A 22,823-nucleotide genomic window follows, 5' to 3' on the forward strand; every position below is an offset into this window, starting at 1 on the left:
CTCAACTCACGGACGCCGCAGGGGCGCTGTCCACGGACGGTGGGGTCCTGCGGCCGGTACCGACGGGCCGCACCACGGCCTCCGGCATCTCCACGGCGGGGTTGCCGCCCCAGCGCGCGTGCGCGGGGACCTCCTCGCCCTTCATGAGGAAGGAGTCGGGCGCCAGCCGCGCGCCCTCGCCCATCGTCACGCCGTAGTGCACGTGCGAGCCGACGCCCAGGGTGCAGCCGGCGCCGAGCGTGGTGTCGTCGGACTTGAACGTGCCGTCCTCCTGCGAGTGGCACTGGACCTTGCTGCCGGCGTTCAGGGTGCAGTCGTCGCCGATGGTGGCGAGCGTGCGGTCCGTCATGTAGCAGCCGTCGTCGAACACCCTGCGGCCGATGCGGACACCCATCAGGCGCCAGACCAGGGCCTTGAAGGGGGTTCCGTTGAAGATGTTCAGGTGCCGGTCCGGCACCTTCCACAGACGCTCCTGCGCCCAGAAGGCGGGGTCGTAGATGGAGCACAGCATGGGGCGCAGCCGGCGGAAGCGGGTGAGGCAGCGCTCCAGCAGCACGTAGTAGAGGGTGGTCAGGGCCAGGGTCAGCGCCATGTAGGTGGCGATCACGACGTGACCGAGCACGCCGTACAGCTCCACGGTGGCCAGGGCCAGGATCGTGAGCGCGAGGACGTGCAGCCAGCGCACGAACAGCATGAAGGCCATCGAGCGCAGGTTGAAACGATTCTTCGCGGAGAGGCTCCGGTTCAGCGCGTCCCCGGTCCGCAGGCCGTCGAACCGGGCGTCGCGCTCCACCGACCTCGGGATCTCGAAGCTCGGTGAACCGAGCAGCCCGACCCCCTCACGGATCTCCCCGTCGAGCGGCACCATCACCTTCGTCGCCAGCAGGCAGTTCTCGCCCGTCCGGCCGCCGATGGGATAGGCGATGTTGTTGCCCAGGAAGTTGCGCGCCCCGATCGTCGCCCGCGACACCCGGAACGACGTGGCCGAGTAGTCCGCGTTGATCACCGAGAGCCCGTCGGCCACCATCGTGCCGCTGCCCACCGAGACCAGCAGCGGAGTCTCGTGCTGCAGCTCGGTGCCGAAGTTGGACCCGGTCTGCTCGACGTGGGAGAGGTCGTACCCGATGCCGCGCAGGTAGTTCACGATGTACGAGCTGTCCCCGAAGAGCCAGGCGAAGAACTTGATGTTCGTCGTCCGCGCCGTCGCCCGGTGCACCGCGTACCGGAACCCGTAGAGCGGGAACACCCGGTCCGCCGGGACCACGAGGCTCAGCAGGCGCGGCAGGGTGCGCAGGAGGATCAGGCCCAGGACGATGAAGCCGACGAACAGCACCAGGGAGAGGACCACCGCGTCGGTCAACAGCTCCCGCAGTGGCAGAGCCGTCTCGGGGTCGAGCCGTCTGCGGACCGCGGGCACCGCGTTGAACAGCATGTACAGACCACCCACGCCCAGCGGGATGTACAGCAGGAACAACTGGAGCAGCGAGGCGAGCCCGAACCAGGCCCGGCGGGCGGTGCCGCACCGGGCCGGCGCGACCCGCAGGTAGTCGACATCGGTCGGCTGCGCGGGGGACCCGTGCCAGTGCTCGCCGTCCGGGACGGCCTGGCCGCGGTGCATCGACGAGGAGTGCCCGAGCTGGGCGCCGTCACCCATCGACGTGTCGATGTCCAGGATGGTCTTCTCCCCGATGTACACGTCCCGGCCGATGCTGATCCGGCCGGTCTGGATACGCCCGGCGTGCGCCCGGTAGCCGAGGAAGAACGTGTCCTTGCGGATCACCGTGCCCGAGCCGATCGTCAGCAGGTCGGTGCAGACGGGGACGGAGTGGGAGAGGATCGTGACCCCCTTGCCGATCCGCGCGCCCAGTGCCCGCAGATACAGCACGTACAGGGGATTGCCGATGAAGAGGATCATCGGATTGGCGTGCAGCAGGGCCTTGACGACCCAGAAGCGCAGGTAGGCAAGGCCCCAGACCGGGAATTCACCGGCCTTCCAGCGCCCCACCAGCACCCATTTGGCGACGACCGGGAAGGCGCACAGCGCCACGAATCCGATACCGCCGAAGACCAGGGACCGCAGATATACGTCGAGCTCGCCCGAGCCGCCTGCCACCCATTCATAACCGCTCGCGGTGACGAAACCGGCCACCAGCGAATATCCCAGGAAGATCAGCAACTGTGCCGTGCCGCAAAGGGTGTGCGCGAGCGTGCTCGCGCGAGTGACCGGTTCCGGCGGCGACACCGGAGCGGCGGGCGCCAGGGCGTCCGGGGAGCCGGCGGAAGCGGGGGCGGATTCGGCGAGAGCGGCCGCGAGGGCGCTGATCGTGGGGTACCGGTAGATGTCCTTCATGGACGGGGAGGGCAGATCCTCCCGCTTCCGGACCCGTGCGCAGAACTGCGCCATGACCAGGGAGTTGGCACCGAGGCCGTCGAAGAAGTGCGCATCGGCCGCAACGCTGTCCACGCCCATGACGTCGGCCAGCGCATCCGCCAGCCGCGTTCCGGTATCCACCACCGCCTGGACCGGACCGGGCCGGCCGACGACGGTTTTCGCGTCCGTTCCTTCTATATGGACGTCCGAGGACTGTTCCACCATGTGATCTCCTGGAGATCGTCTGGATCGCTTGCTCGGCCACGTGCTCTTCTCTGAATCACGAACTGCCGCTTCAGTTTCGGCCCGCCTTCGTCAGGCTGCCACTTCGAATCGATCACCCCGCGAGCCGGAAAATGCCCGGCGGGCCCGTGATTTCTGGGCAGCCGCAGCCGTACGGCACCTCAGGGATCACCTGAATGGCCGACCTTCCGGCTCCGACGCCGGTGGCGGACCGCCGTACGGTGTCCGATGCTGGACTGGCCGGATTCGCCCCGCTACGCACCGCCCTGCCTGCGTTTCCCCGCAGGCCGCTCACCGGGAGAGGCCATGGATCAGACCGCCGCCGCCAAGCACGCCCTGAAGACCGAGCCGCAGTACATCGACGCGCCGATGACCGCGGCGGCCGCCTTCCTGGTGCTGACCATCAACAGCGGCGAGGAAGCCATGGACAAGGCGCGGTCCGTGGTGGCGAGCATCGAGGACCTGGTCAAGGACATCAAGATCCAGGTGAACACCGGCGTGTTCACCTGCAATCTCGGTATCTCGCACCACGCCTGGGAACCGCTGACGCGCAAACCGCTGCCGAAGGAACTCAAGCCCTTCCAGGAGATCCGCGGCGCCCAGCACACCGCGGTCGCCACGGAGGGTGACCTCCTCTACCACATTCGTGCGGATTCGGTCGATCTCGTCGTCGAGTTCGAGAAGATCCTCCTCGAGGCGTTCGGTGATTCCGTGACCGCCGTGGACGACGTCACCGGATTCCGGTACTACAACGGCCGCGATCTCCTGGAATTCGTGGACGGCACCGCCAACCCGATCGGCCTCTCCCTGCCGGCCTCCACCCTGGTCGGCGAGGAGGACCCGGCGTACGAGGGCGGGAGCTACGTGGTCATCCAGAAGTACCTGCACGACCTCAAGGACTGGCGGGCCCAGACCACCGAGACGCAGGAACAGGTCATCGGGCGCACCAAGTTCGACAACATCGAGCTGCCCGACGCGACCGAGGGGCAGAAGTCGCACAAGACCCTGTGCACCATCCAGGACGCCGAGGGCGAGCACGACATCCTCCGCGACAACATGCCGTTCGCCACGCCCGGCAAGGGCGAGTACGGCACCTACTTCATCGGCTACTCCCGCCACCTGTGGGTCACCGAGAAGATGCTGGAGCGCATGTTCATCGGCGACCCGCCGCCCCTGCACGACCGCATCCTCGACTACTCGCGGGCGGTCACCGGGGTCACCTTCTTCTGTCCCGCCCGGAAGTTCCTGGTCGACCTCGCGGACTGATCCCCGCGAAGACCGCCGACTGAATCGGGCGGCCCGGGACAGTCGCAGGGGAGGCGACTTTCTGGGAGGAAGCATGACGCTGGTCAAAGCGGGCGTGGTGGTACTCGACTGTGCCGAGCCGGAGAAACTGGCCTCGTTCTACGAGGAGTTCCTGGACGGCGAGCAGACCGTCGCCTCCGCCAACCTGGTGCAGATGCGGGGTGCGGACGGCTTCCGTATCGCCTTCCGCCGTGATGTGAACGCCACGCCCCCGAGCTGGCCCCGCCCGGAGAACTCCCTCCAGGCCCATGTCGAGTTCATGGTGGACGACCTGGACGCCGCCGAGCGGCGGATCGTCTCGCTCGGGGGCAGGCCCATCGAGACCCGGGACGCGGTCGGCCCGCACGAGGAGCGCGGTTACTCCGATCCGGCGGGCCACTCCTTCACAGTGCGGCTCGTCCCGCCCACCGCGCCCAAGCAGGGCTGAGCCGGAGACGAGGACCGGGGGTGGCCGGCCCGACACGGCGCCCGCCACCCCCGGTCCTCGTGCGCTCAGTCCCGGCCGCCCTTCTCGGCCACCGGCCAGACACCCGTCGACCGCTCGATGGCCTTGGCCCCGGTACGGTCCACGGCGCTGCGGACCACCGCGAAGATCGCGCCCTGCACGGCGGCCGCGAACAGTACCTCGCCCCAGCCGCGGTCCCGGTCCAGGGCGTCGGGCGCGTCCTCCTCGTGCCGTATCGCCATCCACGCCTTGCGGAAGGCCAGTCCGGCCAGCGCACCGCCGGCCCAGCTCATCACGAAGCCGACCGGCTTGTAGGTGAGCGAGAGTTTCCTCTTGGTCTTGTTCTTCGCCATGTCACGCTTCTTCCTCGTCCTGCCGCCCTCATGCAGGCAGACCTCGCGGCCCCACCCGCTCGTGCGGTGTCACCGGGCCCGGAGGCGTCCCCTCGCCGAACGGCCGGCCGCCCAACTCCTCGCGGTGGTGCGGGCTCAGCCAGCCCGAGAGATCCGGGCCGAGCGGCACGATGCCGGTCGGATTGATCCCGGAGTGCACCTGGTAGTAGTGCCGCTTGATGTGGTCGAAGTCGACCGTGTCCCCGAAGCCCGGCGTCTGGAACAGGTCCCGCGCGTACGCCCACAGCACCGGGTTCTCCGTGAGCTTCCACAGATTGCACTTGAAGTGGCCGTGGTAGACCGGGTCGAAGCGGACCAGCGTGGTGAACAGCCGGATGTCCGCCTCGGTGATCGTGTCCCCGACCAGATAGCGCTGCCCCGCCAGCCGCTCGGCCAGCGCCTCCAGCCGCTGGAACACCCCGGCGCACGCCTTGTCGTACTGCTCCTGGTCCGAGGCGAACCCGGCGCGGTACACCCCGTTGTTGACGTCCCTGTAGACCTCGGCCATCACCTCGTCGATCTCGTCCCGCAGCCCCTCCGGATACAGGTCCGGCGCACCCTCGCGGTGCAGGGCCGTCCACTCGGTGGCCAGGTCCAGGGTGAGCTGCTGGTAGTCGTTGGTGACCAGCTCACCGCTGGGCACGTCCACGATCGCCGGCACGCTCACCCCGCCGGGCGCGCCCGGCTCCCGCTTCTCGTACGCCTCGGCGAGGTACCGGATGCCGAGCACCGGGTCCCGGCCGCCGGGGTCCAGGGTGAACCGCCAGCTCCGGTCGTCCTGGACCGGGTCGGTCACCGCCATGGGCAGCGCCCGCTCCAGCCCCAGCAGACGGCGCGAGATCACCGCCCGGCTCGCCCACGGACAGGCCCGCGAGACCACCAGCCGGTAACGGCCGGACTCCACCGGCCACCCGTCGCGCCCGTCGGCGGTGATCCGGTCCGTGAAGTGGCTCCTGGACCGGTTGAACTTCTTGTGGCCGTAGGCACTGTTGCCGTCGCCACCCATGTCGCCTCCTCGCCGCACGGCACTCACCCGCGCGATGTCCCCGCCGGGCCCGCCCGCTCCCGCGCGAGCGGCCCTTTCCGTTCCGCCTGACGCGTTCCCCCTTTTCGCCGGGAGACCCGTGCCACGGCTCTCACCTGTCCTGGGACAGGCGCAGCAGGCCGGCGAAGGTGCCCCCGGCGTGGACGAGGTCGTCGTACGTGCCCTGCTCGGTGATCCGGCCCCGGTCCATGACGACGACGCGGTCGGCGATCCTGGTGTTCTCCAGGCGGTGGGTGATGACGATCGTGATCCGGTCGGCGGAGATGGCCTTGATGTGCTCGAAGATGGCGTGTTCGCCGTGCGGGTCCATCTGGGACGTGGGCTCGTCCAGGATCAGCAGGGGCGGGCGGCGGTACAGCGCCCGGGAGCAGGCGAGCCGCTGCCACTGGCCCCCGGAGAGTTCGGTGCCGCCGAAGATCTCGCGGGCGAGGAGGGTGTCCAGACCGGCGGGCAGCTCCTCCACGGTCTCGCGCATGCCGACCGCCTCGACCGCGTCCCGGACCGGGCCGTCGTCATGGCTGCGGGGCTGGCCGAGGGTGACGTTCTCCCGGACCCGCAGCGGCCACTGCGCGAAGATCTGCGGCACCAGACCGGTGCTGTCCCAGACGGTCGCCGGATCTGCGCCGGCGAGATCCGTGCCGTTCCAGACCACCCGGCCCTTGTCCGCCAGGTAGATGCCGGTGATCAGCCTGGTCAGGGTGCTCTTGCCGGAGCCGTTGACACCGACGACCGCGAGGATCTCGCCGCGCCGCAGCGTCAGGGAGACCCCGTCCACGGCCGGGCGGTCCTTGCCCGGATACCGGTAGCTGACCTCGTCCAGCCGGATCTCCTCCACCGGCGCCTGGACGACCGCGCCGCCCCGCCTCGGCGCGCGCTCGGCGGCGTGGTCGAAGAACGCCTGCATGTCACCGAGGTAGAGGCTCGTGTGGAAGACGGCCGCGCCCTCCACGACGAGCTGGGACAGCGCGGACAGCGTGGTCTGCACCGCGACGACGGCGGTGGCGGCGACGGGCGGCGCGACCCGGCCGGTGACGGCCAGCCAGGCGAGCATCCCCCAGGTCGCGGTGAGGAAGACACCGCCGGCGAAGGAGGAGAGGAGCGCGATCCGCAGTGTCCTCGGGGCCGCGGCGAGGGTGCGCCGGTCCACCCGTTCGGACAGGGCCCGGTACCAGTACAGGAGGTAGTCGGTCATGCCGTTGGCGCGGACCTCGTCGCCGTACTTCGGGGTGGTCGCCCACCAGCGGGTCATGCCCCGGACGTTGCGGTCCGCGATGTTGGCGTAGTGGATGTCGTAGTCCACCCGCGCGGTCAGGACGGCCCCGACGGCGGCCGGGGCGACGGCCAGCAGGAGCAGCGGCAGCACCAGCGGGTTGAGCACGGTGACGACCGCGCCCGCGGTGACCATCCTGATCAGGGCCGACACGAAGCGCTGGGCGTCCATCACCATGACCTGCGTACGCGTCACGCCCATCTCGGCGGCTTCCTGCCGGTCGGAGAAGCCGTCCACCGCACAGGCGGCCGCCTCCACCCGGCAGACGGCCTCGACCAGAGCGGTGTCCGTGGCGGTCGTCAGCCGGGGAGTGATGCGGCGTTCGGCATAGCGGGCGACGGCCAGCGCGGTCCGGGCCGTGGCGCTCGCGCAGGCGACGACGAGCAGCGCGGGCAGGGCCGCCCGCAGCCGGTCCGCCATCGCGCCCGCACCGAGGAGCGGGGTCATGGCCCTGGCCGTGGCGGTCAGCAGTACGGCGGCCGCCACACCGGTCGCCACCTGGCAGGCGAGCAGCAGCAGGACGGCACGGCGGTCGATGGCCCACGCCATGGCCGTGATCCGGCCCAGCACACGCGGGAGTTGGGCGCACAGGCCGCGGAAGCTGGCCTCGCCGAGCGGGTTGACGGAGTAGTGCCCGGAGTAGGTGATCTCCGCCGGGGCGGGCGGTGGGACGGTACGGGACGATGTGCTCAACTGCGCGTCTCCCTGCGTGACGGAATCCGGTGGACGATGCGGCACCGGGGTCAACGACAGGGAGACGGATATCGAACACACGTGTTTCGGCCGCAGCGGAGTCCGTATCGCGAGGCGTGATTCCGGGAGACCGGGAAACGCGCCGCAGGACTCACCGCGTCGGGCCCTCGCGTGGCACTGGCCGAATCGCCGCGGCCGATACGCGTGTGACGGACGGGTTCCGCTCAGCTCTTGAGGCGCTCGCGGTCGCCCATGATCACGACCGGGTGGTCGGCGGGGTCGAGGGTGCGCAGCAGGGTCTTCATGCCTGCCTCCGGAACGGTCACGCAGGCCGACGTGCCGTCACCGTGGTCCAGGTGCAGCCAGATGCCGCCGCCCTTCTCCACGCCCTCGGGACGGCTCCAGTCATAGGGCGGGGTGCCCTTGAGCCGGTTGTAGTTGATGGCAATGACGTAGTCGAAGTCGTGGGCGTGGGCCTCGTCGTCCTGGTTCACCGAAGCGGCGTAGGCGTTGTCGTCGTACCAGTACGGCAGCTTGCTGCCCGGGCTGCGCAGCGTGCCTCCGGCGTCGGTGAGGCTGAAGACGCCGACGGGACTGCGCTCGTCGTCGAGCTGATGGTCCGTCGTCCAGCCCCGGCGGCCGTTGTGCGACGGCCAGCTCGCGGACTGCTTCCACTGGGCGCCCTGCTTCTCGTACAGCACCGCGAGGCCCTCGGCGGAGTCCCGGTCGTCGCCGTAGACGACCACGAGCTGCCGGGTGGCGGACGGTATCTGCTCGCCCATCCGCGCCCCGACGCCGGGGACGCCGGTGCCGGTCGCCGGACTGGAGGAGCCGGACACGGCGGGGTTGCCGTTGCCCGCGGCGCCGCCGGAGCGCGCCCGCCCGTCGGTGTCCCCGCAGGACGTGGCCACCGCGAGCAGGACACCGCAGACGGCCGCCGCGGATATGGCATGCCGGGCACCACCGCGCCGCGCATACCGGGGACAGGACGGAGTGTCAGTGGAGTTCCGCATGATCCAAATCCTGTGGCGCGACCCGCGGGGCGCGCATCCCGGACCGGCATCCGGCCTAAGCGTGCCGCTACCGTGTCTCCCCATGACAGTCACCGGGACGGACATCACGGCGGACCTGATCCGGGATCTGCTGCGCGAGCAGCACCCCGACCTGGCGGACCGCCCCCTGAAGCTCGGAGCGCTCGGCTGGGACAACCAGGTGTGGCGGCTCGGCGACGACCTCGCCGTCCGCATGCCCTGGGCGACGGAGTCGGCGGACGCGCTGCTGCGCAAGGAACACACCTGGCTGCCGCTCCTCGCGACCGGCCTCCCCCTCCCGATCCCCGTCCCGCAGCGCCTGGGTGAGCCCACCGCGCGCTTCCCCCGGCCCTGGCTCGTCACCACCTGGGTACCGGGCGAGCCCGCCGACCGCGCCCCCGCGACCCGCCCCGCCGAGGCGGCCGACACCCTCGCCGCCTTCCTGACCGCCTTTCACCGCCCCGCCCCCGACGAGGCGCCCACGGGAAGGGACCGCGGCGGCCGACTGGCCGACACCGCCGAAGGCTTGGACCGCGCGCTCGCCTCGGCCGCCGGACCGGGACTCGTCCACGACCCGGACGCCGTCCGCGCGGTCTGGGAGGACGCCGCCGCGCCCGAATGGACAGGCCCCCGCCTCTGGCTCCACGGCGACCTGCACCCCGCCAACATCCTCACCACCGACGGCACCTTCTCCGGCGTCATCGACTTCGGCGACCTCTTCGCCGGTGACCCGGCCTTCGACCTCGCCTCCGCCTGGCTCCTCCTGCCCGACGGAGCCCTCGACCGCTTCCACACCGCCTACCACCCCACCCCGGACCCCTCGACCCTGCGCCGTGCCCGGGGCTGGGCGGTCCTCCGTGCCCTCGCCGGCATCCACATCGGCCACGCGGGCGATCAGGGCCGCCCGGGAGGCAAGCCGACGTGGGGCCCACCGGGACAGGCGGCGTTGCGGCGGCTCACGGCGTCGCTCTGACCGCTCTGTCAGCCCGGAGGCGCTGGGCGCCGAGAGCGGAGCGCGGCGCCGTCCGGCACGGTGCCGTCCTCGGTGAACGCGCTGTGCCTGCGGAAGGAGTACGCCTTGCCGGCAGCCTGGAGGAAGTTGGCGAGAGCGAGAGCCGTCCACAGGGCGGCCAGACCCCTGGCGCGGGCGACCGGTACGGCGACGGCGGCCAGGACTCCGTAGCAGAGGAAGGTCGACACGAAACTCGGCACCGTCCGCTTGAGCCCGATGAGGCCGAACCCGACGACCGCCTGCAGCGCGTCGGTGACGACCACAGCCAGCACCAGCGGCAGAAGGTCCGTGATCCGTGGCCGCACCTCGGCGTCCGCGGTGAACAGCGGAACGACCCATCGGCTGAGGACGATTAACGCCCCCGCGACGGCCCCGGTCACGGCCAGTGCCAGCCCGGTCCCGGCCCGGACGCCGCGGCGGACACTCGCGCTGTCACGCTTCTCCGCATGGTCGGAGACCAGCGGGACGGTGGCCTGGCCGACCGCCACCGCGGCCGTGAAGACGAGATTGACCAGCGTGATGCCCACGCTGTGCACCGCCGCGCTGTCCGTCCCGGTCCGGGCCGCGGCGAAGGTCAGTACGCCCAGGACGGCGAACTTGACGAGTACCGTGACGGCCAGCGGAATCCCCACGGCGCCCAGCTTCCAGACCCGCTTCACATCCGGCCTGCCCGGGCGAAGGGAGCTGCCGGTCAGCACGGTGGCGTGGCGGAGGGCCAGTTGGGCGGCCACCGCGCTGATCACGCTGGAGGTGAGCATGGCGACGCCCGCCCCTGTGAGCCCGTGACTCGGCAGTGGTCCCGGTCCACCCACGAGGAGGACCGACAGCGTGACGGACGCGGCGGTGCCGAGGAACCCGGCCCGCATCACCAGCTTCGAGTGGCCCAGCGCGACCAGGACGGACGTGGCCGACGAGCCGACCGCGACGGCGAGAACGCTGCCGGCCAGCAGGACGGGGAAGATCCCCAGCTCGTCGAGGGCGGCACGGGGTACTCCGGTGGCTTCCCCGATCAGCGGAACCGCCGCGACCGCCGCTGCCGCGAGGGAACCGACCACGACCGCCAGCCACGTCCCGCCGCGCACCACGGACAGCAGCCGCTCAGGCTGCTCTCTGCACGCCGTGACGAACGGCATCACGCCACGCAGCGCGCCCGCCACCGTGGCCGTCGCAGGGCTGAACACGGCCATGGCGACGGCGAACGCCGCGAGCGTCGCGGTGGAGTGGTTGCCGAGCAGCGCGGTGTCGACCAGGGCCCCCGCCGAGGCGGCGAGCATCGCCAGGTAGAGGGGGAGAGCTGCTGCCGCTATCCCTCTCCACCCGACGCTTTCGGCCGGTCCGGGTCCTTTGGTCACGGATCGATCATCACACCGGGGGAGGGGGCGGATCAGCGGAAGTGGCCAACTCCCAGGGGAAGTCAGGGCCGGTGCCACGAGCGGCACCGGCCTCTCAGGCCGGACCTCACAGGTGCGGCCGCCTCCCGTGTTCCTGGCGTGGGAAGGTCTGGTCCGCCCCCGGTAGCGTCGGCTTGGGAAGTGTGGCCACCTCCTCCTTCGCCTTCTCGAGCTGCTCCGCCGTGTCGTCCGGCAGGCGCGGCGGGCGTGGGCGGGCCGAGCGGAAGCGGAAGGCGCTGGTGAGGTCGCCGAAGGTGCTGCGGCGCCAGTCGCTGATGTTGGGCTCCTCCACCCCGGTGACGTGCTCCAGGAACTGCAGCGCCGAGGTGTGGTCGAAGGCTTCCGTGGCGACCCAGCCGCCCACCGTCCAGGGCGAGATCACGATCGCCGGCACCCGGAAGCCGCCCCCGATGGGCAACCCCTGCACGAACTCGTCCGGCGTCCCGGCGGGCGGCACCGGCGGCGGTACATGGTCGAACAGGCCGTCGTTCTCGTCGTAGTTGAGGATGAACGCGGTCTTGCGCCACACCTTCGGGTTGGACGCGATGGCCTCGATCTTCGAGGCGACGAAGTCCGCGCCGGCCGCCGGGAGATAGTCCGGGTGCTCCGACTGGAAGCTGGTCGGCATGATCCAGGACACCGCCGGGAGGCGGTCGTTGCGCGCGTCGTCCTCGAAGGTGCCCTCGGGCTGCGGGCGCACCCCGCGCTCGTACAGCTCCGAGCCAGGGACGGCGTTCTTGAACGTGGCGAACTGCTCCAGCATGTTGCAGCCGTAGTCGTCGTCCTGCTGGTACACCTTCCAGCTCACCCCGGCCGCCTGGAGCCGCTCGGCGTAGGTGGTCCACTGGTACGGCTTGGGCGCCGAGTTCTTGATGACCGGGCCGCCCTGCGTGCCGCCGGGGTCGAGCGAACCGGTCATCCACATCAGCCGGTTGGGCCAGGTCGGCCCGAACACCGAGCAGAAGTAGTTGTCGCAGACGGTGAAGGTCTCGGCGAGCGCGAACTGGAACGGGATGTCCTCGCGCGTGTAGTAGCCCATCACGTACGGGCCGTTGACACCGTCGGCGGCGCGATGGGCGGGCAGCCACTGGTCCATCTTGCCGCCGTTCCATGCCTGGTGCTGCACGGACCAGGCATGGCTGGTGGACGGGATGGCCTGGGCGCTGGAGGAGTGGGTGTCGAGGTGGAAGGGCAGCAGGTAGCCCTTGGGGTTCTGCGCGTCGGGCTGGTAGAAGACGCTGCGTCCGCTGTCCAGCTCAAGGGCCTGGGGGTCGGCGAAGCCGCGGACACCGGAGAGGGTGCCGAAGTAGTGGTCGAACGACCGGTTCTCCTGCATCAGCAGGACGACGTGCTCGATGTCGCGCGGCGAACCGCCCGCGGGCGGCCCCGCGGCGACGGCCTTCTGGACGCTCGGCGGAAGCAGGGACAAGGCCGCGGCGCCACCCAGCGCACCCGCGGCCGACCCCAGGACTCTACGACGGGTCAACTCGCCCATTGCTGTCCCTTCTCGAGCGCGAGACGCGCTCCTGCGGAGTGTCGGTCGACCCGGCCGAGAGGCCGGGCCGCCGATCACTCTCCGCCCATCCTGGCGGGACGCGTCAGGGGAAGGCGGTGAACATGTGGCCAACGCGCGGGAACGGCTTGACCAGGTCATTACCGTGAATGCCGTTACGCCGCACGGGAGTTGCCGGGTGTTCAGAGAAGAGGCCCCCACCGCCGGTGCGGTGAGGGCCCTCGCTCTCCCGTCGCCTACAACTCCTTGATGCGGATGTCGCGGTACGAGATCACGTCCGTCGTGCTGTGCACCTGGAGCCCGATGTACCCCGTCGCGTAGCGCCGGCCGTCGGTGCCGGGGTCACCCGCGCGGGGCGGGGTGAAGACCTGGCCGCCGACGTTGTCGAACTCGTTGATCACGGCACCGTTGCGCAGGATCGTGAAGTGCTGGCCCTCCGCGCGGATCTCGTAGTCGTTCCAGGTGCCCTTCGGGGTGACCCCCGCGCCGCCCAGGCCCACGCGGTCGAAGCCGTAGACCGAGCCCGTCTTGTACATGTCGCCGGTGGGGCTGTCGAGGATCTGGATCTCGTGCCCGTAGTTGATGGCGACCCACTCGGGGCGGGACTCCTCGGGGTGGTCGTGGACGTTCGGGAACCGGATGAAGACACCGCCGTTGGCGTTGCCCGTGCCCGGCGCGTCGTCGCGGAACCGGAGCTTGAGCGAGAAGTCGCCGTACTTGCGCTCCGGGAACCACAGCATGCCCATGCCCGCCACCGTCGTACTGCTGGTGATGGCACCGTCGCCGGTCAGGGCGAACCGGCCGCCGCCGACCTGCTCCCACTTGGACAGGGAAGCCTCCGTGCCGTCGAACAGGTCACGGTAGCCCTGCGTCTGGCCGGGCTTGCCGATCTTCGACTGCTTGGCGGCCTTGGTGATCTTGGTGAACTCGCGCTGGTCGATGACGCCGTCCGTCAGGAGCCCGTCGAGCACCTTGTCGACGTGCTTGAGGAACAGGGCCTGCGACGACCAGTCCTTCTCGTCCTCGATCAGTTCGTTGATCGTGCACCGGCTGCGGGTCAGCCGGTTCGGCACGCCCGTGTCGACGGTGCCCACGATGACCGTCAGCCGCTCGTCGTACTCGGGGCATGAGGGCGCCGGGACGCCACCGCCCTGCGCGACGGTGAAGGTGACGGACTTGGCCGCGGAGGTGTTCCCCGCCTTGTCCGTCGCCCGGTACGCCACCGTGTGGAAGCCGAGCCGGTCCACGACGACGGCGGACGAGTACTCCAGGTACGGGCCCCCGTCGAGCGAGTACTCGACACGGGCCACCCCGGACGCGGAGTCCGAGGCGGTGACCGTGACCTTGGCGCTCGTCACGTACGCGCCGTTGGAGTTCTTGGTGCCGCTCACCACGGCCGAGGTCTCCGGCGCGGCCGTGTCCTCGGCGGGCGGCTCCACGACGGTGAAGGTCACGGACTTCGCGGCCGCCGCGTTCCCCGCCTTGTCGGTCGCCCGGTAGCGGACGGTGTGCCGGCCCACCTGGTGCACCATGACCGGCGCGGTGTACGGCTGCCAGGCTGCGTCCGCGCCGAGCGCGTACTCGATGGTGTTGACCCCCGACCCGGTGTCGGAGGCGGTGACGGTGACGGTCGCCATCGTGAGGTAGTCGCCCTCGGCGTCCTTCTCGCCGCTCACCGTCGCGGAGGTCTCCGGCGCGGTGGTGTCGTCCGTCGGCGGGGCGACCACGCCGAAGGTCACGGACTTCGCGGCCGCCACGTTGCCCGCCTGGTCGGTGGCGCGGTAGCGCAGGGTGTGCGATCCGACCTGGTCGACGACGACAGGCGCGGTGTACGCCTGCCACGGGCCGTCCTCGCCGACCGCGTACTCGATCGACTTCACGCCGGACGCGTCGTCCGAGGCGGACACCGTCACCGTGGCCGAGCCGACGTAGGCCCCGTCGGCGTTCTTCTGCCCCTCGACCTTGGCCGAGGCCGTCGGCGCGGTGGTGTCCTCGCCGCCCGGCTCGGTCACCGTCAGGATGCCCTGCATCTGCCCGTGACCGGGGATGCTGCAGAAGAAGCGGTAGCGGCCGGGCGTCAGCGTCACGTCGACGGTGTGCTTGCCGCCGCTGTCGTCGCCGGGGTTGGCCAGGATGTTCACCGGGACGTCGTGGTTGTACTCGGGGTCCGACACGTCGAAGGTCAACGTGTGCGGCATGCCGATGTCGTTGCCGGTGGCGGCGCTGTTCTCGAACACGAGCGTGGTCGGGCCGGCCACCGCCGTCGTCGGGAAACTGGCGTACTGGTCGGTGCGTGAACTCGCGGTCCACGTCAGCGTCTGGGCCGCCGCACGGTCACCGTCACGTCCGTAGGCGGCCGTCGAGGTGAGCCCCAGCATCAGCAGCAGCGCGCCCAGCAGCGCGGTGTACAGGCGCAGAGGTCGATGTCTCACTGTGCCGCCTTCCTGGCCAGATCCTTCGCGGCGGGGGTGGCCTCGCCGCCCTTGTACGTCACACGCCACAGCGCGGACTGGGAGTCGGAGGTGAAGAAGCCGCGGCCGTAGTCGAGGACGTAGAGCGAACCGTCGGGCGCGAACTTCCAGTCCATGAGATTGCGGATGCCGCCCTGCCCGACCGGGATGATCTTCTTCAGCGACTCCGCCGTGACGGGCAGCCCGCCCTTGCCGACCGTCTTCGGGTCGGTGAGCACCGCGTGGCGCGGGTTGTCCGCGTCGTAGAAGTCACCGACGAACCACTTGCCGTCCCAGTACCTGGGCCACGCGTTCGCGCCGGCCGTCGCCGCGTCGTAGCGGTAGACCGGGCCGTCCATCGTGGCCTGGCCGCCGCCCTTGAGCCACGGCAGCAGGTAGGTGGCCTCCTCGTTCCTGTAGCTGGGCACGCCCGCGGCGTTGCGCGGGAAGTCGGGGGCGCCGCCTTGCGGGGAGTACCAGATGGTGTTGCCGGTGACGGGCGGCAGGTTCACCAGGCCGTCGTTGTTCGGGGACTCGTTCTTCGGCGCGGCGCAGTCGTACCAGCCCAGCGGCTTCGTCGGGTCCGGCAGGTTGCGGTCGCGGTAGGGCTGCTTGTTGCCCATGCAGAACGGCCAGCCGTGATTGCCCGCCTTGGTGATCGCCGCGAACGTGTCGTACTTCGCCGGTCCCCAGGTGGTGCTCGGCGCGCCCGCGTCGGGGCCGACCCAGCCCGCGTAGAGGATGTCGGTCTTCTTGTCGACGGAGATGCGCGCCGGGTTCCGTACGCCCATCACGTAGATCTCGCCGCGGGTCTTGCCGCCGCCCTCGTCCTGCTCCTCGCCGGTGAAGAGGTTCCCCTCGGGCAGCGTGTACGTGCCGTCCGGCTCCGGGTGGATGCGCAGGATCTTGCCGTTGAGGTTGTGGGTGTTGCCAGCGGTGCGGCGGGCGTCGGCGAAGGACAGGCCCTTGTAGTTGGGCTGCGGATTGTTGCCCGAGTAACCGTCGCTGAAGCCGGACGAGTTGTTGTCACCGGTGGCGATGTACAGGTTGCCCTTGGAGTCCCAGGCCATCCCGCCACCCGCGTGACAGCAACTGTGCACCTGTACGGGCCACTTCAGCAGGACCTTCTCCGAGGCCAGGTCGAGCTTGTCCGTCGCGCGGTCCAACGTGAAGCGGGAGACGCGGCGTTCGGCGATCTGCTTGTCACGGTCGAGGCCGGAGTGCGGGGTGTAGTGGAGGTACACCCAGCCGTTGGACTCGAAGCCGGGGTCCAGCTCGATGCCCAGCAACCCCTCCTCGACCTTGATCAGTTCGTCTCCGCCGCCCTTGTTGCCGAAGACGGTCAGCGCTCCCGCGAGCGTGACCTTCTTCGTCGCGGGGTCGTAGACGTGGATCTGGCCGATGCCCTTGCCGATGTCGGGATTGTTCCAGTCGGTGACGACGGGAGCGCCGTTCACGCCGCCGCCCCGGCCGATGTACAGCACCCGCCCGTCCGGCGCCACGACCATGCCGTGCGGCTCGCCGATCTGGTCCTGCTGGCCGGGCTGGTTCGGCTGGGTGACGCGTACGGCCGAGTAGTTGGCGTCGATGGTCGCCTTGCAGTCGGCGCGCGAGAGCCGGGTCGTCCACAGCAGCGCACCCCGGAGATGGTCGCGGAAGTCGGTCTCCGCGAACGACTCCACCGTGCCGCCCATCCCCGTGTAGAAGGACCGGCCGCCGGCGTAGTCCCGGCACCAGGAGACCGGGTGGTCCACGCCGTTGGCGCCGGCCCCCGGCTGGTAGCTGGCCTCCCTGACCTTGGCGACGGTGTGCACCTTGCCGGTCGGGTTGCTCGCCCAGTTGAACCACTTGTCGGGCCGCTTCCACTCCAGCGGCAGGTCCTTGGTGGCCGGATGGCTCCGGTCGGGGATCTCGACGGTGGCCCGCTGCACTGAGGCCGGGCTCGTGGTCGCGGGCCGGGCGCCGATCAGGCCGGTGAACCAGTCGGAGTACGGCTCCGTCCTGGCCGCGTCATGGATGCCGAGGAAGCCGCCCCCGGCCGCCAGATACGCCTCCAGGCCGGCCTCCTGCTCGGGATCGAGGACGTCGCCGCCCCCGGTCAGGAAGACGACGGCGTTGAAGGTGCCCAGCCGCTTGTCATCGGTGAAGACCGAGGCGTCGTCCGTGGCCACGGTCTTGAAGCGCTGGTCGGCGGGACCGGACAGGCCGATCGCCTCGACGGCCTCGATGCCCGCGTCGACGGTCGGCGACTCCTCGGTGGCCGAGGCGTGGAAGACGAGCACTTTGACGTGTCTGCCGCCCGGCGGCGACGGCAGCGCCGACGCCTCCGGTTCCGGGAACGGACTGGCCGTGGCGGCGGTGCCGCCGCTCAGCAGGGATGCCGCCAGGGCTCCGGCCGCCAGGGCCGCCGCCGCTGCCCGCCGGGATCTCGACCGGTGATGTGGTGCGCGCTGCATGGGTCACCCACCCTCCGTGGTCTCAGCAACAGCGCCAGAAGCTAGACGCCTTTCGATGACCCGCCAATAGCTATGGACGGAATCTCACCAACTTTGTCCTGGGTGTGGATAAACGGGATGTGCGGCTCTACCGTGGCCGTCCCCAGGGGGCTCTCGCTCCCCGACCGTCTCCTCACAGCACTGGAGAGACCGGTATGGCTCTGGACAGAAGGACCTTCGGGCGACGGCTGCTGGCCGGGAGCGTGGTCGCCGCCACCGGGACGGCGACGTTGTCGGTGGCCTCCGCCCCCTCCGCCGCGGAACCGTCGCCGCCCACCGCCCCGGCCGGGGGCCAGGTCCGCCACCTCAAGCTCTACGCCGAGAAACTGCCGGGAGGTCAGCTCGGGTACGGCCTGGAGAAGGGCAAGGCGACCGTGCCGGGCCCGCTCATCGAACTGGTCGAGGGCGACACCCTGCACATCGAGTTCGAGAACGCGACCGACGCCGACGCCAGCCTCCACGTCCACGGCGTCGACTACGACATCGCCAACGACGGCACCCGGATGACCGGCAGCCACGTCGAACCCGGCGGCACCCGCACCTACACCTGGCGCACCCACGCACCGGGGCGCCGCAAGGACGGCACCTGGCAGGCGGGCAGCGCCGGTTACTGGCACTACCACGACCACGTCGTGGGCACCGACCACGGGACCGGCGGCATCCGCAAGGGGCTGTACGGCCCGGTCGTCGTACGCCGCAAGGGCGACCTTCTGCCGGACAAGCAGTTCACGATCGTCTTCAACGACATGACGATCAACAACAGGACGGCGGGGGAGACCCCCGACTTCGAGGCCACGGTGGGAGATCGCGTCGAGATCATCATGATCACGCACGGCGAGTACTACCACACCTTCCACATGCACGGTCACCGCTGGGCCGACAACCGCACGGGCCTGCTGACCGGCCCCGACGACCCCAGTCGCGTGGTCGACAACAAGATCACCGGACCGGCGGACTCCTTCGGCTTCCAGGTCATCGCGGGCGAACACGTCGGCGCGGGCGCCTGGATGTACCACTGCCACGTGCAGAGCCACTCCGACATGGGGATGGCCGGCCTGTTCCTGGTGGCCAAGCCCGACGGCACCGTGCCGGGCCACACCGGCCACCACACCGCCGCGCACCACGCCCACTGATGTCCGTGTCCGCCCCGACCTTTGTCCTGTGAGTGGGGAAAGTGGGTACGAATTCCCGCGCTACTTCTTCCCAGCCCCGGCAGCCGCTGCTACGTTCCCCCCGAAAGAACGCGACGGACGGCCGGTACCGAGGCGGGGAGGGACTCGTGAGACGCATGACGGCACGACCCGCCAACGCCCACCAGGCCCGGCTGCTGCGCCTGTTGCGCGACGAGGGACCCAACTCCCGTGCACAACTGGGCGATCAGGTCGACCTCTCCCGGTCCAAACTGGCCGTGGAGGTGGACCGGCTCCTGCAGACGGGGCTGATCGTGGCCGACGGACTCGCCGCCTCGCGCGGCGGGCGCCGCTCCCACAATCTGCGGCTCGCCCCGAACCTGCGCTTCCTCGGCATCGACATCGGCGCCACCTCGGTCGACGTCGCCGTCACCAACGCCGAACTGGAAGTGCTGGGCCACGTCAATGAGCCCCTGGACGTACGCGAGGGCCCGGTCGCGGTCTTCGAGCACGTCCTGGCCATGGCGGGCAAACTCCGGTCCTCCGGGCTCGCGGAAGGGTTCGACGGCGCCGGCATCGGCGTTCCGGGCCCCGTCCGCTTCCCGGAGGGCGTGCCGGTCGCGCCGCCGATCATGCCCGGCTGGGACGGCTTCCCCGTGCGGGAGGCGCTCAGCCAGGAACTCGGCTGCCCCGTCATGGTCGACAACGACGTCAATCTGATGGCGCTGGGGGAGCAGCACGCCGGGGTCGCCCGGTCCGTCGGCGACTTCCTCTGCGTCAAGATCGGCACCGGCATCGGCTGCGGCATCGTCGTCGGCGGTGCCGTGTACCGGGGGGCCACGGGCAGCGCGGGCGACATCGGGCACATCCAGGCCGTACCCGACGGCCGCGCCTGCGCCTGCGGCAACCGGGGCTGCCTGGAGGCCCACTTCAGCGGGGCGGCACTTGCCCGCGACGCCCTGGAGGCGGCCACCCAGGGACTCTCGGCCGAACTCGCCTCCCGCCTTACGACGAACGGCACCCTGAGCGCCGTCGACATCGCGGCCGCGGCCGCCGCCGGCGACACCGTCTCGCTCGACCTCATCCGTGAGGGCGGCACCCGCACCGGCCAGGTCATCGCGGGCCTGGTCAGCTTCTTCAACCCCGGTCTCGTGGTGATCGGCGGCGGGGTGACCGGCCTCGGCCACACCCTGCTCGCCGCGATCCGCACCCAGGTCTACCGTCAGTCGCTCCCGTTGGCCACCGGCAACCTCCCCATCGTGCTGGGCGAGCTGGGCCAGAACGCCGGAGTCATCGGCGCCGCCCGCCTCATCAGCGACCACCTGTTCTCCCCCGCGTGACCACGCCGTCCGGCACCACCAGCCGGACGGCACGCAGGAAACAGCACGACGAGAAAAGCACCGACCGCACCGCTCTGCTCTGCCCCGGTCCGCCCGACCCGTCGGCGTACCGCCCTGAAACAGGCCCGCACGCCCGCCGAGGGGAACTCACATGGCACCGGAACCACCACTGCTCAGCATGACCGGCATCACCAAGGCGTTCCCCGGCGTCCGGGCACTCGACGGTGTCGACCTCGACGTGCAGGAGGGCGAGGTCCACTGTCTGCTCGGCCAGAACGGCGCGGGCAAGTCCACCCTCATCAAGGTCCTGGCCGGCGTCCACCAGCCCGACACCGGGTCCGTCCACTGGCGCGGCGAACCGGTCACCCTCCGCTCGCCCATGGCCGCGATGCGGCTCGGCATCGCCACCATCTACCAGGAACTCGACCTGGTGGAGCACCTGTCGGTCGCCGAGAACATCCACCTGGGCCACGAGCCCACGGTGGCGGGATTCGTCGTCCGGGGCCGCACCGCCCGTACGGCCGCGGCCGCGCTGCTCCGACGGCTCGGGCATCCTGAGATCCAACCGAACCGCCTGGTGGGGGAGTTGTCCGCCGCCCAGCAGCAGATCGTCTCCATGGCACGGGCGCTGTCCCATGACGTACGGCTCATCGTGATGGACGAGCCGTCCGCCGCGCTCGACCCCGACGAGGTCGACAACCTCTTCCGGGTGGTCGCCGGACTCACCGCCGAGGGCGTCGCCGTCGTCTACATCTCCCACCGGCTGGAGGAGATCCGCCGCATCGGCGACCGTGTGACCGTCCTGAAGGACGGCCGCGCGGTGGCACGCGGCCTGCCCGCGAAGACCACCCCGACCCGCGAGGTCGTCACCCTGATGACGGGCCGCGACGTCGAGTACGTCTTTCCCGGACGCCCCGCCCTGCCCCCGGCAGGCGAACCGGTGCTGGAAGTCCGGGGACTCGCCCGCAGCGGCGAGTTCGACCCGTTCGACCTCGTGGTGCGGCCCGGCGAGATCGTCGGGATCGCCGGACTCGTCGGCTCCGGCCGCTCCGAGATCCTGGAGACGATCTACGGCGCCCGCAAGCCCGACGCAGGCCACGTCCTCGTCGTCGGCCGCCCGGTCCGCCCCGGCAGCGTACGGGCCGCCGTGCGCGCCGGGATCGGCCTGGCCCCCGAGGAACGCAAGGCGCAGGCGCTGCTCATGCTGGAGTCCGTCACCCGCAACGTCTCGGTGTCCTCCCTGTCCCGCTTCGCACGCGCGGGCTGGATCGACCGGGGCGCCGAGCTGGGCGCGGCGCGAGCCGCGACCCGTGAACTGTCGCTGCGCCCGGACAACCCGTCCGTACCCGTGCGCACCCTCTCCGGCGGCAACCAGCAGAAGGCCGTCCTGGCCCGCTGGCTGCTGCGCGGCTGCCGGGTGCTGCTGCTCGACGAACCGACCCGAGGCGTCGACGTCGGCGCCCGCGCCGAGCTGTACGCCGTGGTGCGCCGCCTCGCCGACGAGGGCCTCGCCGTGCTGCTCGTCTCCAGCGAGGTGCCCGAGGTGCTCGGCCTCGCCGACCGTGTCCTGGTGCTCCGGGAGGGCCACGTCGTGCACGAGGCGCCCGCCCGCGAACTCGACGAGCACCGCGTACTCGACCTCGTCATGGAAGGAAGCCCGGCGTCATGACGCAACCCGTCTCCCCGCCCCGGTACGACAGCGGCAAGGCGACCGCGACCGCCCCGAACCCCGCCTGGCGCAGGCTGGCGGGCCGGGCCGACGTCCGCACCCTCTCCCTGCTCGGGGTCCTCGCCGTCCTCGTCGTGATCGGCGGGATCACCAAGCCGGACGAGTTCCTGGACACCCGCAACCTCCAACTCGTCCTCACCCAGGCGTCCGTGATCGGCGTCGTCACCGTCGGCATGACCTTCGTCATCACCTCGGGCGGCATCGACCTCTCCGTCGGCGCGATCGTCGCCCTCGCCTCGGTGTGGGCGACCACGGTGGCCACCCAGGAGTACGGGTTCGCGGGCATCCTCTTCGCCGCGGTCGCCGTCGGCGTGGGCTGCGGCCTGGTCAACGGCCTGCTCGTCGCCTACGGCCGGGTGGTCCCGTTCATCGCCACACTGGCCATGCTCGCCTCGGCGCGCGGACTCGCCCTGCAGATCACCGACGGCAGCACACAGATCGTCACCGTCGATCCGGTCCTCGGTCTCGGCGAACGCGACGCCTACGTCCTCGGCATCCCGCCGCTGGTCCTGGTCTTCGCCGTCGTCACCGTCATCGGCTGGCTCGTGCTGAACCGCACCACCTTCGGCCGCCGCACGGTCGCGGTCGGCGGGAACGCGGAAGCGGCCCGGCTCGCCGGCATCGACGTACGCCGCCAGCGCCTCTACCTGTACCTGCTGTCCGGTCTGTGCTGCGGCATCGCGGCGTTCCTGCTCATCGTCCTGGCCGGATCGGGCCAGAACACCAACGGCAACCTCTACGAACTCGACGCCATCGCCGCCGCGATCATCGGCGGCACCCTGCTCAGCGGCGGCCGGGGCACGATCACCGGCTCGGTGCTGGGCGTGCTGATCTTCACCACGATCACCGACATCTTCGCCCTGAACAACCTGCAGAGCGACGTCCAGCAGATCGCCAAGGGAGCGATCATCGTCGCCGCCGTGCTGGTCCAGCGCCGTTCCGCGAGCACGACCTGAGGAAAGGGTTCA

General features: G+C 70.7%; 16 protein-coding genes. 7 read left to right on the forward strand and 9 right to left on the reverse strand.

The window, feature by feature from the left end; translation table 11 throughout:
* Position 1: 1 nt before the first annotated feature.
* Complete coding sequence (locus HEK131_RS14720; protein ID WP_244335570.1) at positions 2 to 2,596, reverse strand: Pls/PosA family non-ribosomal peptide synthetase; 2,595 nt, start codon at positions 2,594 to 2,596, stop codon at positions 2 to 4.
* A 324-nt stretch (positions 2,597 to 2,920) separates the two neighbouring features.
* Between HEK131_RS14720 and HEK131_RS14725 the strand changes: the two genes are divergently transcribed.
* On the forward strand, positions 2,921 to 3,880 hold the full coding sequence (locus HEK131_RS14725) for a Dyp-type peroxidase (RefSeq protein WP_161149305.1): 960 nt from the start codon (positions 2,921 to 2,923) through the stop codon (positions 3,878 to 3,880).
* Positions 3,881 to 3,953: 73 nt separating this feature from the next.
* Positions 3,954 to 4,346 (forward strand): VOC family protein, encoded by a 393-nt coding sequence (locus HEK131_RS14730; protein WP_244335574.1) that lies wholly within the window; start codon positions 3,954 to 3,956, stop codon positions 4,344 to 4,346.
* Between the two features lie 65 nt (positions 4,347 to 4,411).
* On the opposite strand, the gene HEK131_RS14735 is transcribed toward HEK131_RS14730, so the two are convergent.
* The 4 genes from HEK131_RS14735 to HEK131_RS14750 form a co-directional block, all read right to left on the reverse strand.
* Positions 4,412 to 4,717 (reverse strand): DUF4235 domain-containing protein, encoded by a 306-nt coding sequence (locus HEK131_RS14735; protein WP_244335579.1) that lies wholly within the window; start codon positions 4,715 to 4,717, stop codon positions 4,412 to 4,414.
* A 28-nt stretch (positions 4,718 to 4,745) separates the two neighbouring features.
* On the reverse strand, positions 4,746 to 5,762 hold the full coding sequence (locus tag HEK131_RS14740) for a glutathione S-transferase family protein (RefSeq protein ID WP_244335581.1): 1,017 nt from the start codon (positions 5,760 to 5,762) through the stop codon (positions 4,746 to 4,748).
* Between the two features lie 130 nt (positions 5,763 to 5,892).
* The gene (locus HEK131_RS14745) at positions 5,893 to 7,620 is read right to left on the reverse strand and encodes an ATP-binding cassette domain-containing protein (protein ID WP_244452020.1); all 1,728 of its coding nucleotides are present in this window, start codon (positions 7,618 to 7,620) and stop codon (positions 5,893 to 5,895) included.
* A 368-nt stretch (positions 7,621 to 7,988) separates the two neighbouring features.
* A complete protein-coding gene (locus HEK131_RS14750) occupies positions 7,989 to 8,777 on the reverse strand; it encodes a L,D-transpeptidase family protein (protein WP_244335584.1) in 789 nt (262 codons plus the stop codon).
* Positions 8,778 to 8,859: 82 nt separating this feature from the next.
* Here HEK131_RS14750 and HEK131_RS14755 point away from each other — a divergent pair, with 82 nt between their 5' ends.
* Positions 8,860 to 9,768, forward strand: coding sequence for an aminoglycoside phosphotransferase family protein (locus HEK131_RS14755; RefSeq protein WP_244335586.1), 909 nt, complete (start codon positions 8,860 to 8,862; stop codon positions 9,766 to 9,768).
* Between the two features lie 8 nt (positions 9,769 to 9,776).
* On the opposite strand, the gene HEK131_RS14760 is transcribed toward HEK131_RS14755, so the two are convergent.
* The 4 genes from HEK131_RS14760 to HEK131_RS14775 all read right to left on the reverse strand — a co-directional run bounded on the left by HEK131_RS14760 (position 9,777) and on the right by HEK131_RS14775 (position 17,617).
* Complete coding sequence (locus tag HEK131_RS14760) at positions 9,777 to 11,159, reverse strand: MATE family efflux transporter (protein ID WP_244335588.1); 1,383 nt, start codon at positions 11,157 to 11,159, stop codon at positions 9,777 to 9,779.
* Positions 11,160 to 11,265: 106 nt separating this feature from the next.
* Entirely contained in the window at positions 11,266 to 12,693 is a 1,428-nt protein-coding gene (locus HEK131_RS14765) for an alkaline phosphatase family protein (protein ID WP_244335590.1), read from the reverse strand.
* 254 nt (positions 12,694 to 12,947) lie between these two features.
* A complete protein-coding gene (locus tag HEK131_RS14770) occupies positions 12,948 to 15,089 on the reverse strand; it encodes an OmpL47-type beta-barrel domain-containing protein (protein WP_244452021.1) in 2,142 nt (713 codons plus the stop codon).
* Between the two features lie 50 nt (positions 15,090 to 15,139).
* Positions 15,140 to 17,617: a ThuA domain-containing protein gene (locus HEK131_RS14775; RefSeq protein ID WP_244335593.1), complete on the reverse strand. Its 2,478-nt coding sequence runs from the start codon at positions 17,615 to 17,617 to the stop codon at positions 15,140 to 15,142.
* Between the two features lie 200 nt (positions 17,618 to 17,817).
* Here HEK131_RS14775 and HEK131_RS14780 point away from each other — a divergent pair, with 200 nt between their 5' ends.
* From HEK131_RS14780 to HEK131_RS14795, 4 genes are all read left to right on the forward strand, one after another.
* Positions 17,818 to 18,789, forward strand: a complete 972-nt coding sequence (locus tag HEK131_RS14780) for a multicopper oxidase domain-containing protein (protein WP_217464756.1) — start codon at positions 17,818 to 17,820, stop codon at positions 18,787 to 18,789.
* 155 nt (positions 18,790 to 18,944) lie between these two features.
* Positions 18,945 to 20,126 carry an ROK family transcriptional regulator gene (locus HEK131_RS14785; protein WP_244335595.1) on the forward strand — a complete coding sequence of 394 codons (1,182 nt, stop codon included), beginning with the start codon at positions 18,945 to 18,947 and terminating at the stop codon, positions 20,124 to 20,126.
* A 151-nt stretch (positions 20,127 to 20,277) separates the two neighbouring features.
* A complete protein-coding gene (locus HEK131_RS14790; protein ID WP_244335597.1) occupies positions 20,278 to 21,795 on the forward strand; it encodes a sugar ABC transporter ATP-binding protein in 1,518 nt (505 codons plus the stop codon).
* Positions 21,792 to 22,811 (forward strand): ABC transporter permease, encoded by a 1,020-nt coding sequence (locus tag HEK131_RS14795; RefSeq protein ID WP_244335599.1) that lies wholly within the window; start codon positions 21,792 to 21,794, stop codon positions 22,809 to 22,811. Before HEK131_RS14790 ends, HEK131_RS14795 begins: the two co-directional genes overlap by 4 nt.
* Positions 22,812 to 22,823: the final 12 nt, after the last annotated feature.

The sequence above is a fragment of the Streptomyces seoulensis genome, assembly GCF_022846655.1.
Taxonomy (GTDB): Bacteria; Actinomycetota; Actinomycetes; order Streptomycetales; family Streptomycetaceae; genus Streptomyces.

What these genes read in the sequence shown, in the direction of transcription:
- HEK131_RS14720 (WP_244335570.1), bottom strand. Translation starts at nt 2,596, where the DNA reads ATGGTGGAACAGTCCTCGGACGTCCATATAGAAGGAACGGACGCGAAA.
- HEK131_RS14725 (WP_161149305.1), top strand. Translation starts at nt 2,921, where the DNA reads ATGGATCAGACCGCCGCCGCCAAGCACGCCCTGAAGACCGAGCCGCAG.
- HEK131_RS14730 (WP_244335574.1), top strand. Translation starts at nt 3,954, where the DNA reads ATGACGCTGGTCAAAGCGGGCGTGGTGGTACTCGACTGTGCCGAGCCG.
- HEK131_RS14735 (WP_244335579.1), bottom strand. Translation starts at nt 4,717, where the DNA reads ATGGCGAAGAACAAGACCAAGAGGAAACTCTCGCTCACCTACAAGCCG.
- HEK131_RS14740 (WP_244335581.1), bottom strand. Translation starts at nt 5,762, where the DNA reads ATGGGTGGCGACGGCAACAGTGCCTACGGCCACAAGAAGTTCAACCGG.
- HEK131_RS14745 (WP_244452020.1), bottom strand. Translation starts at nt 7,620, where the DNA reads ATGGCGTGGGCCATCGACCGCCGTGCCGTCCTGCTGCTGCTCGCCTGC.
- HEK131_RS14750 (WP_244335584.1), bottom strand. Translation starts at nt 8,777, where the DNA reads ATGCGGAACTCCACTGACACTCCGTCCTGTCCCCGGTATGCGCGGCGC.
- HEK131_RS14755 (WP_244335586.1), top strand. Translation starts at nt 8,860, where the DNA reads ATGACAGTCACCGGGACGGACATCACGGCGGACCTGATCCGGGATCTG.
- HEK131_RS14765 (WP_244335590.1), bottom strand. Translation starts at nt 12,693, where the DNA reads ATGGGCGAGTTGACCCGTCGTAGAGTCCTGGGGTCGGCCGCGGGTGCG.
- HEK131_RS14770 (WP_244452021.1), bottom strand. Translation starts at nt 15,089, where the DNA reads ATGCTGGGGCTCACCTCGACGGCCGCCTACGGACGTGACGGTGACCGT.
- HEK131_RS14775 (WP_244335593.1), bottom strand. Translation starts at nt 17,617, where the DNA reads ATGCAGCGCGCACCACATCACCGGTCGAGATCCCGGCGGGCAGCGGCG.
- HEK131_RS14785 (WP_244335595.1), top strand. Translation starts at nt 18,945, where the DNA reads ATGACGGCACGACCCGCCAACGCCCACCAGGCCCGGCTGCTGCGCCTG.
- HEK131_RS14790 (WP_244335597.1), top strand. Translation starts at nt 20,278, where the DNA reads ATGGCACCGGAACCACCACTGCTCAGCATGACCGGCATCACCAAGGCG.
- HEK131_RS14795 (WP_244335599.1), top strand. Translation starts at nt 21,792, where the DNA reads ATGACGCAACCCGTCTCCCCGCCCCGGTACGACAGCGGCAAGGCGACC.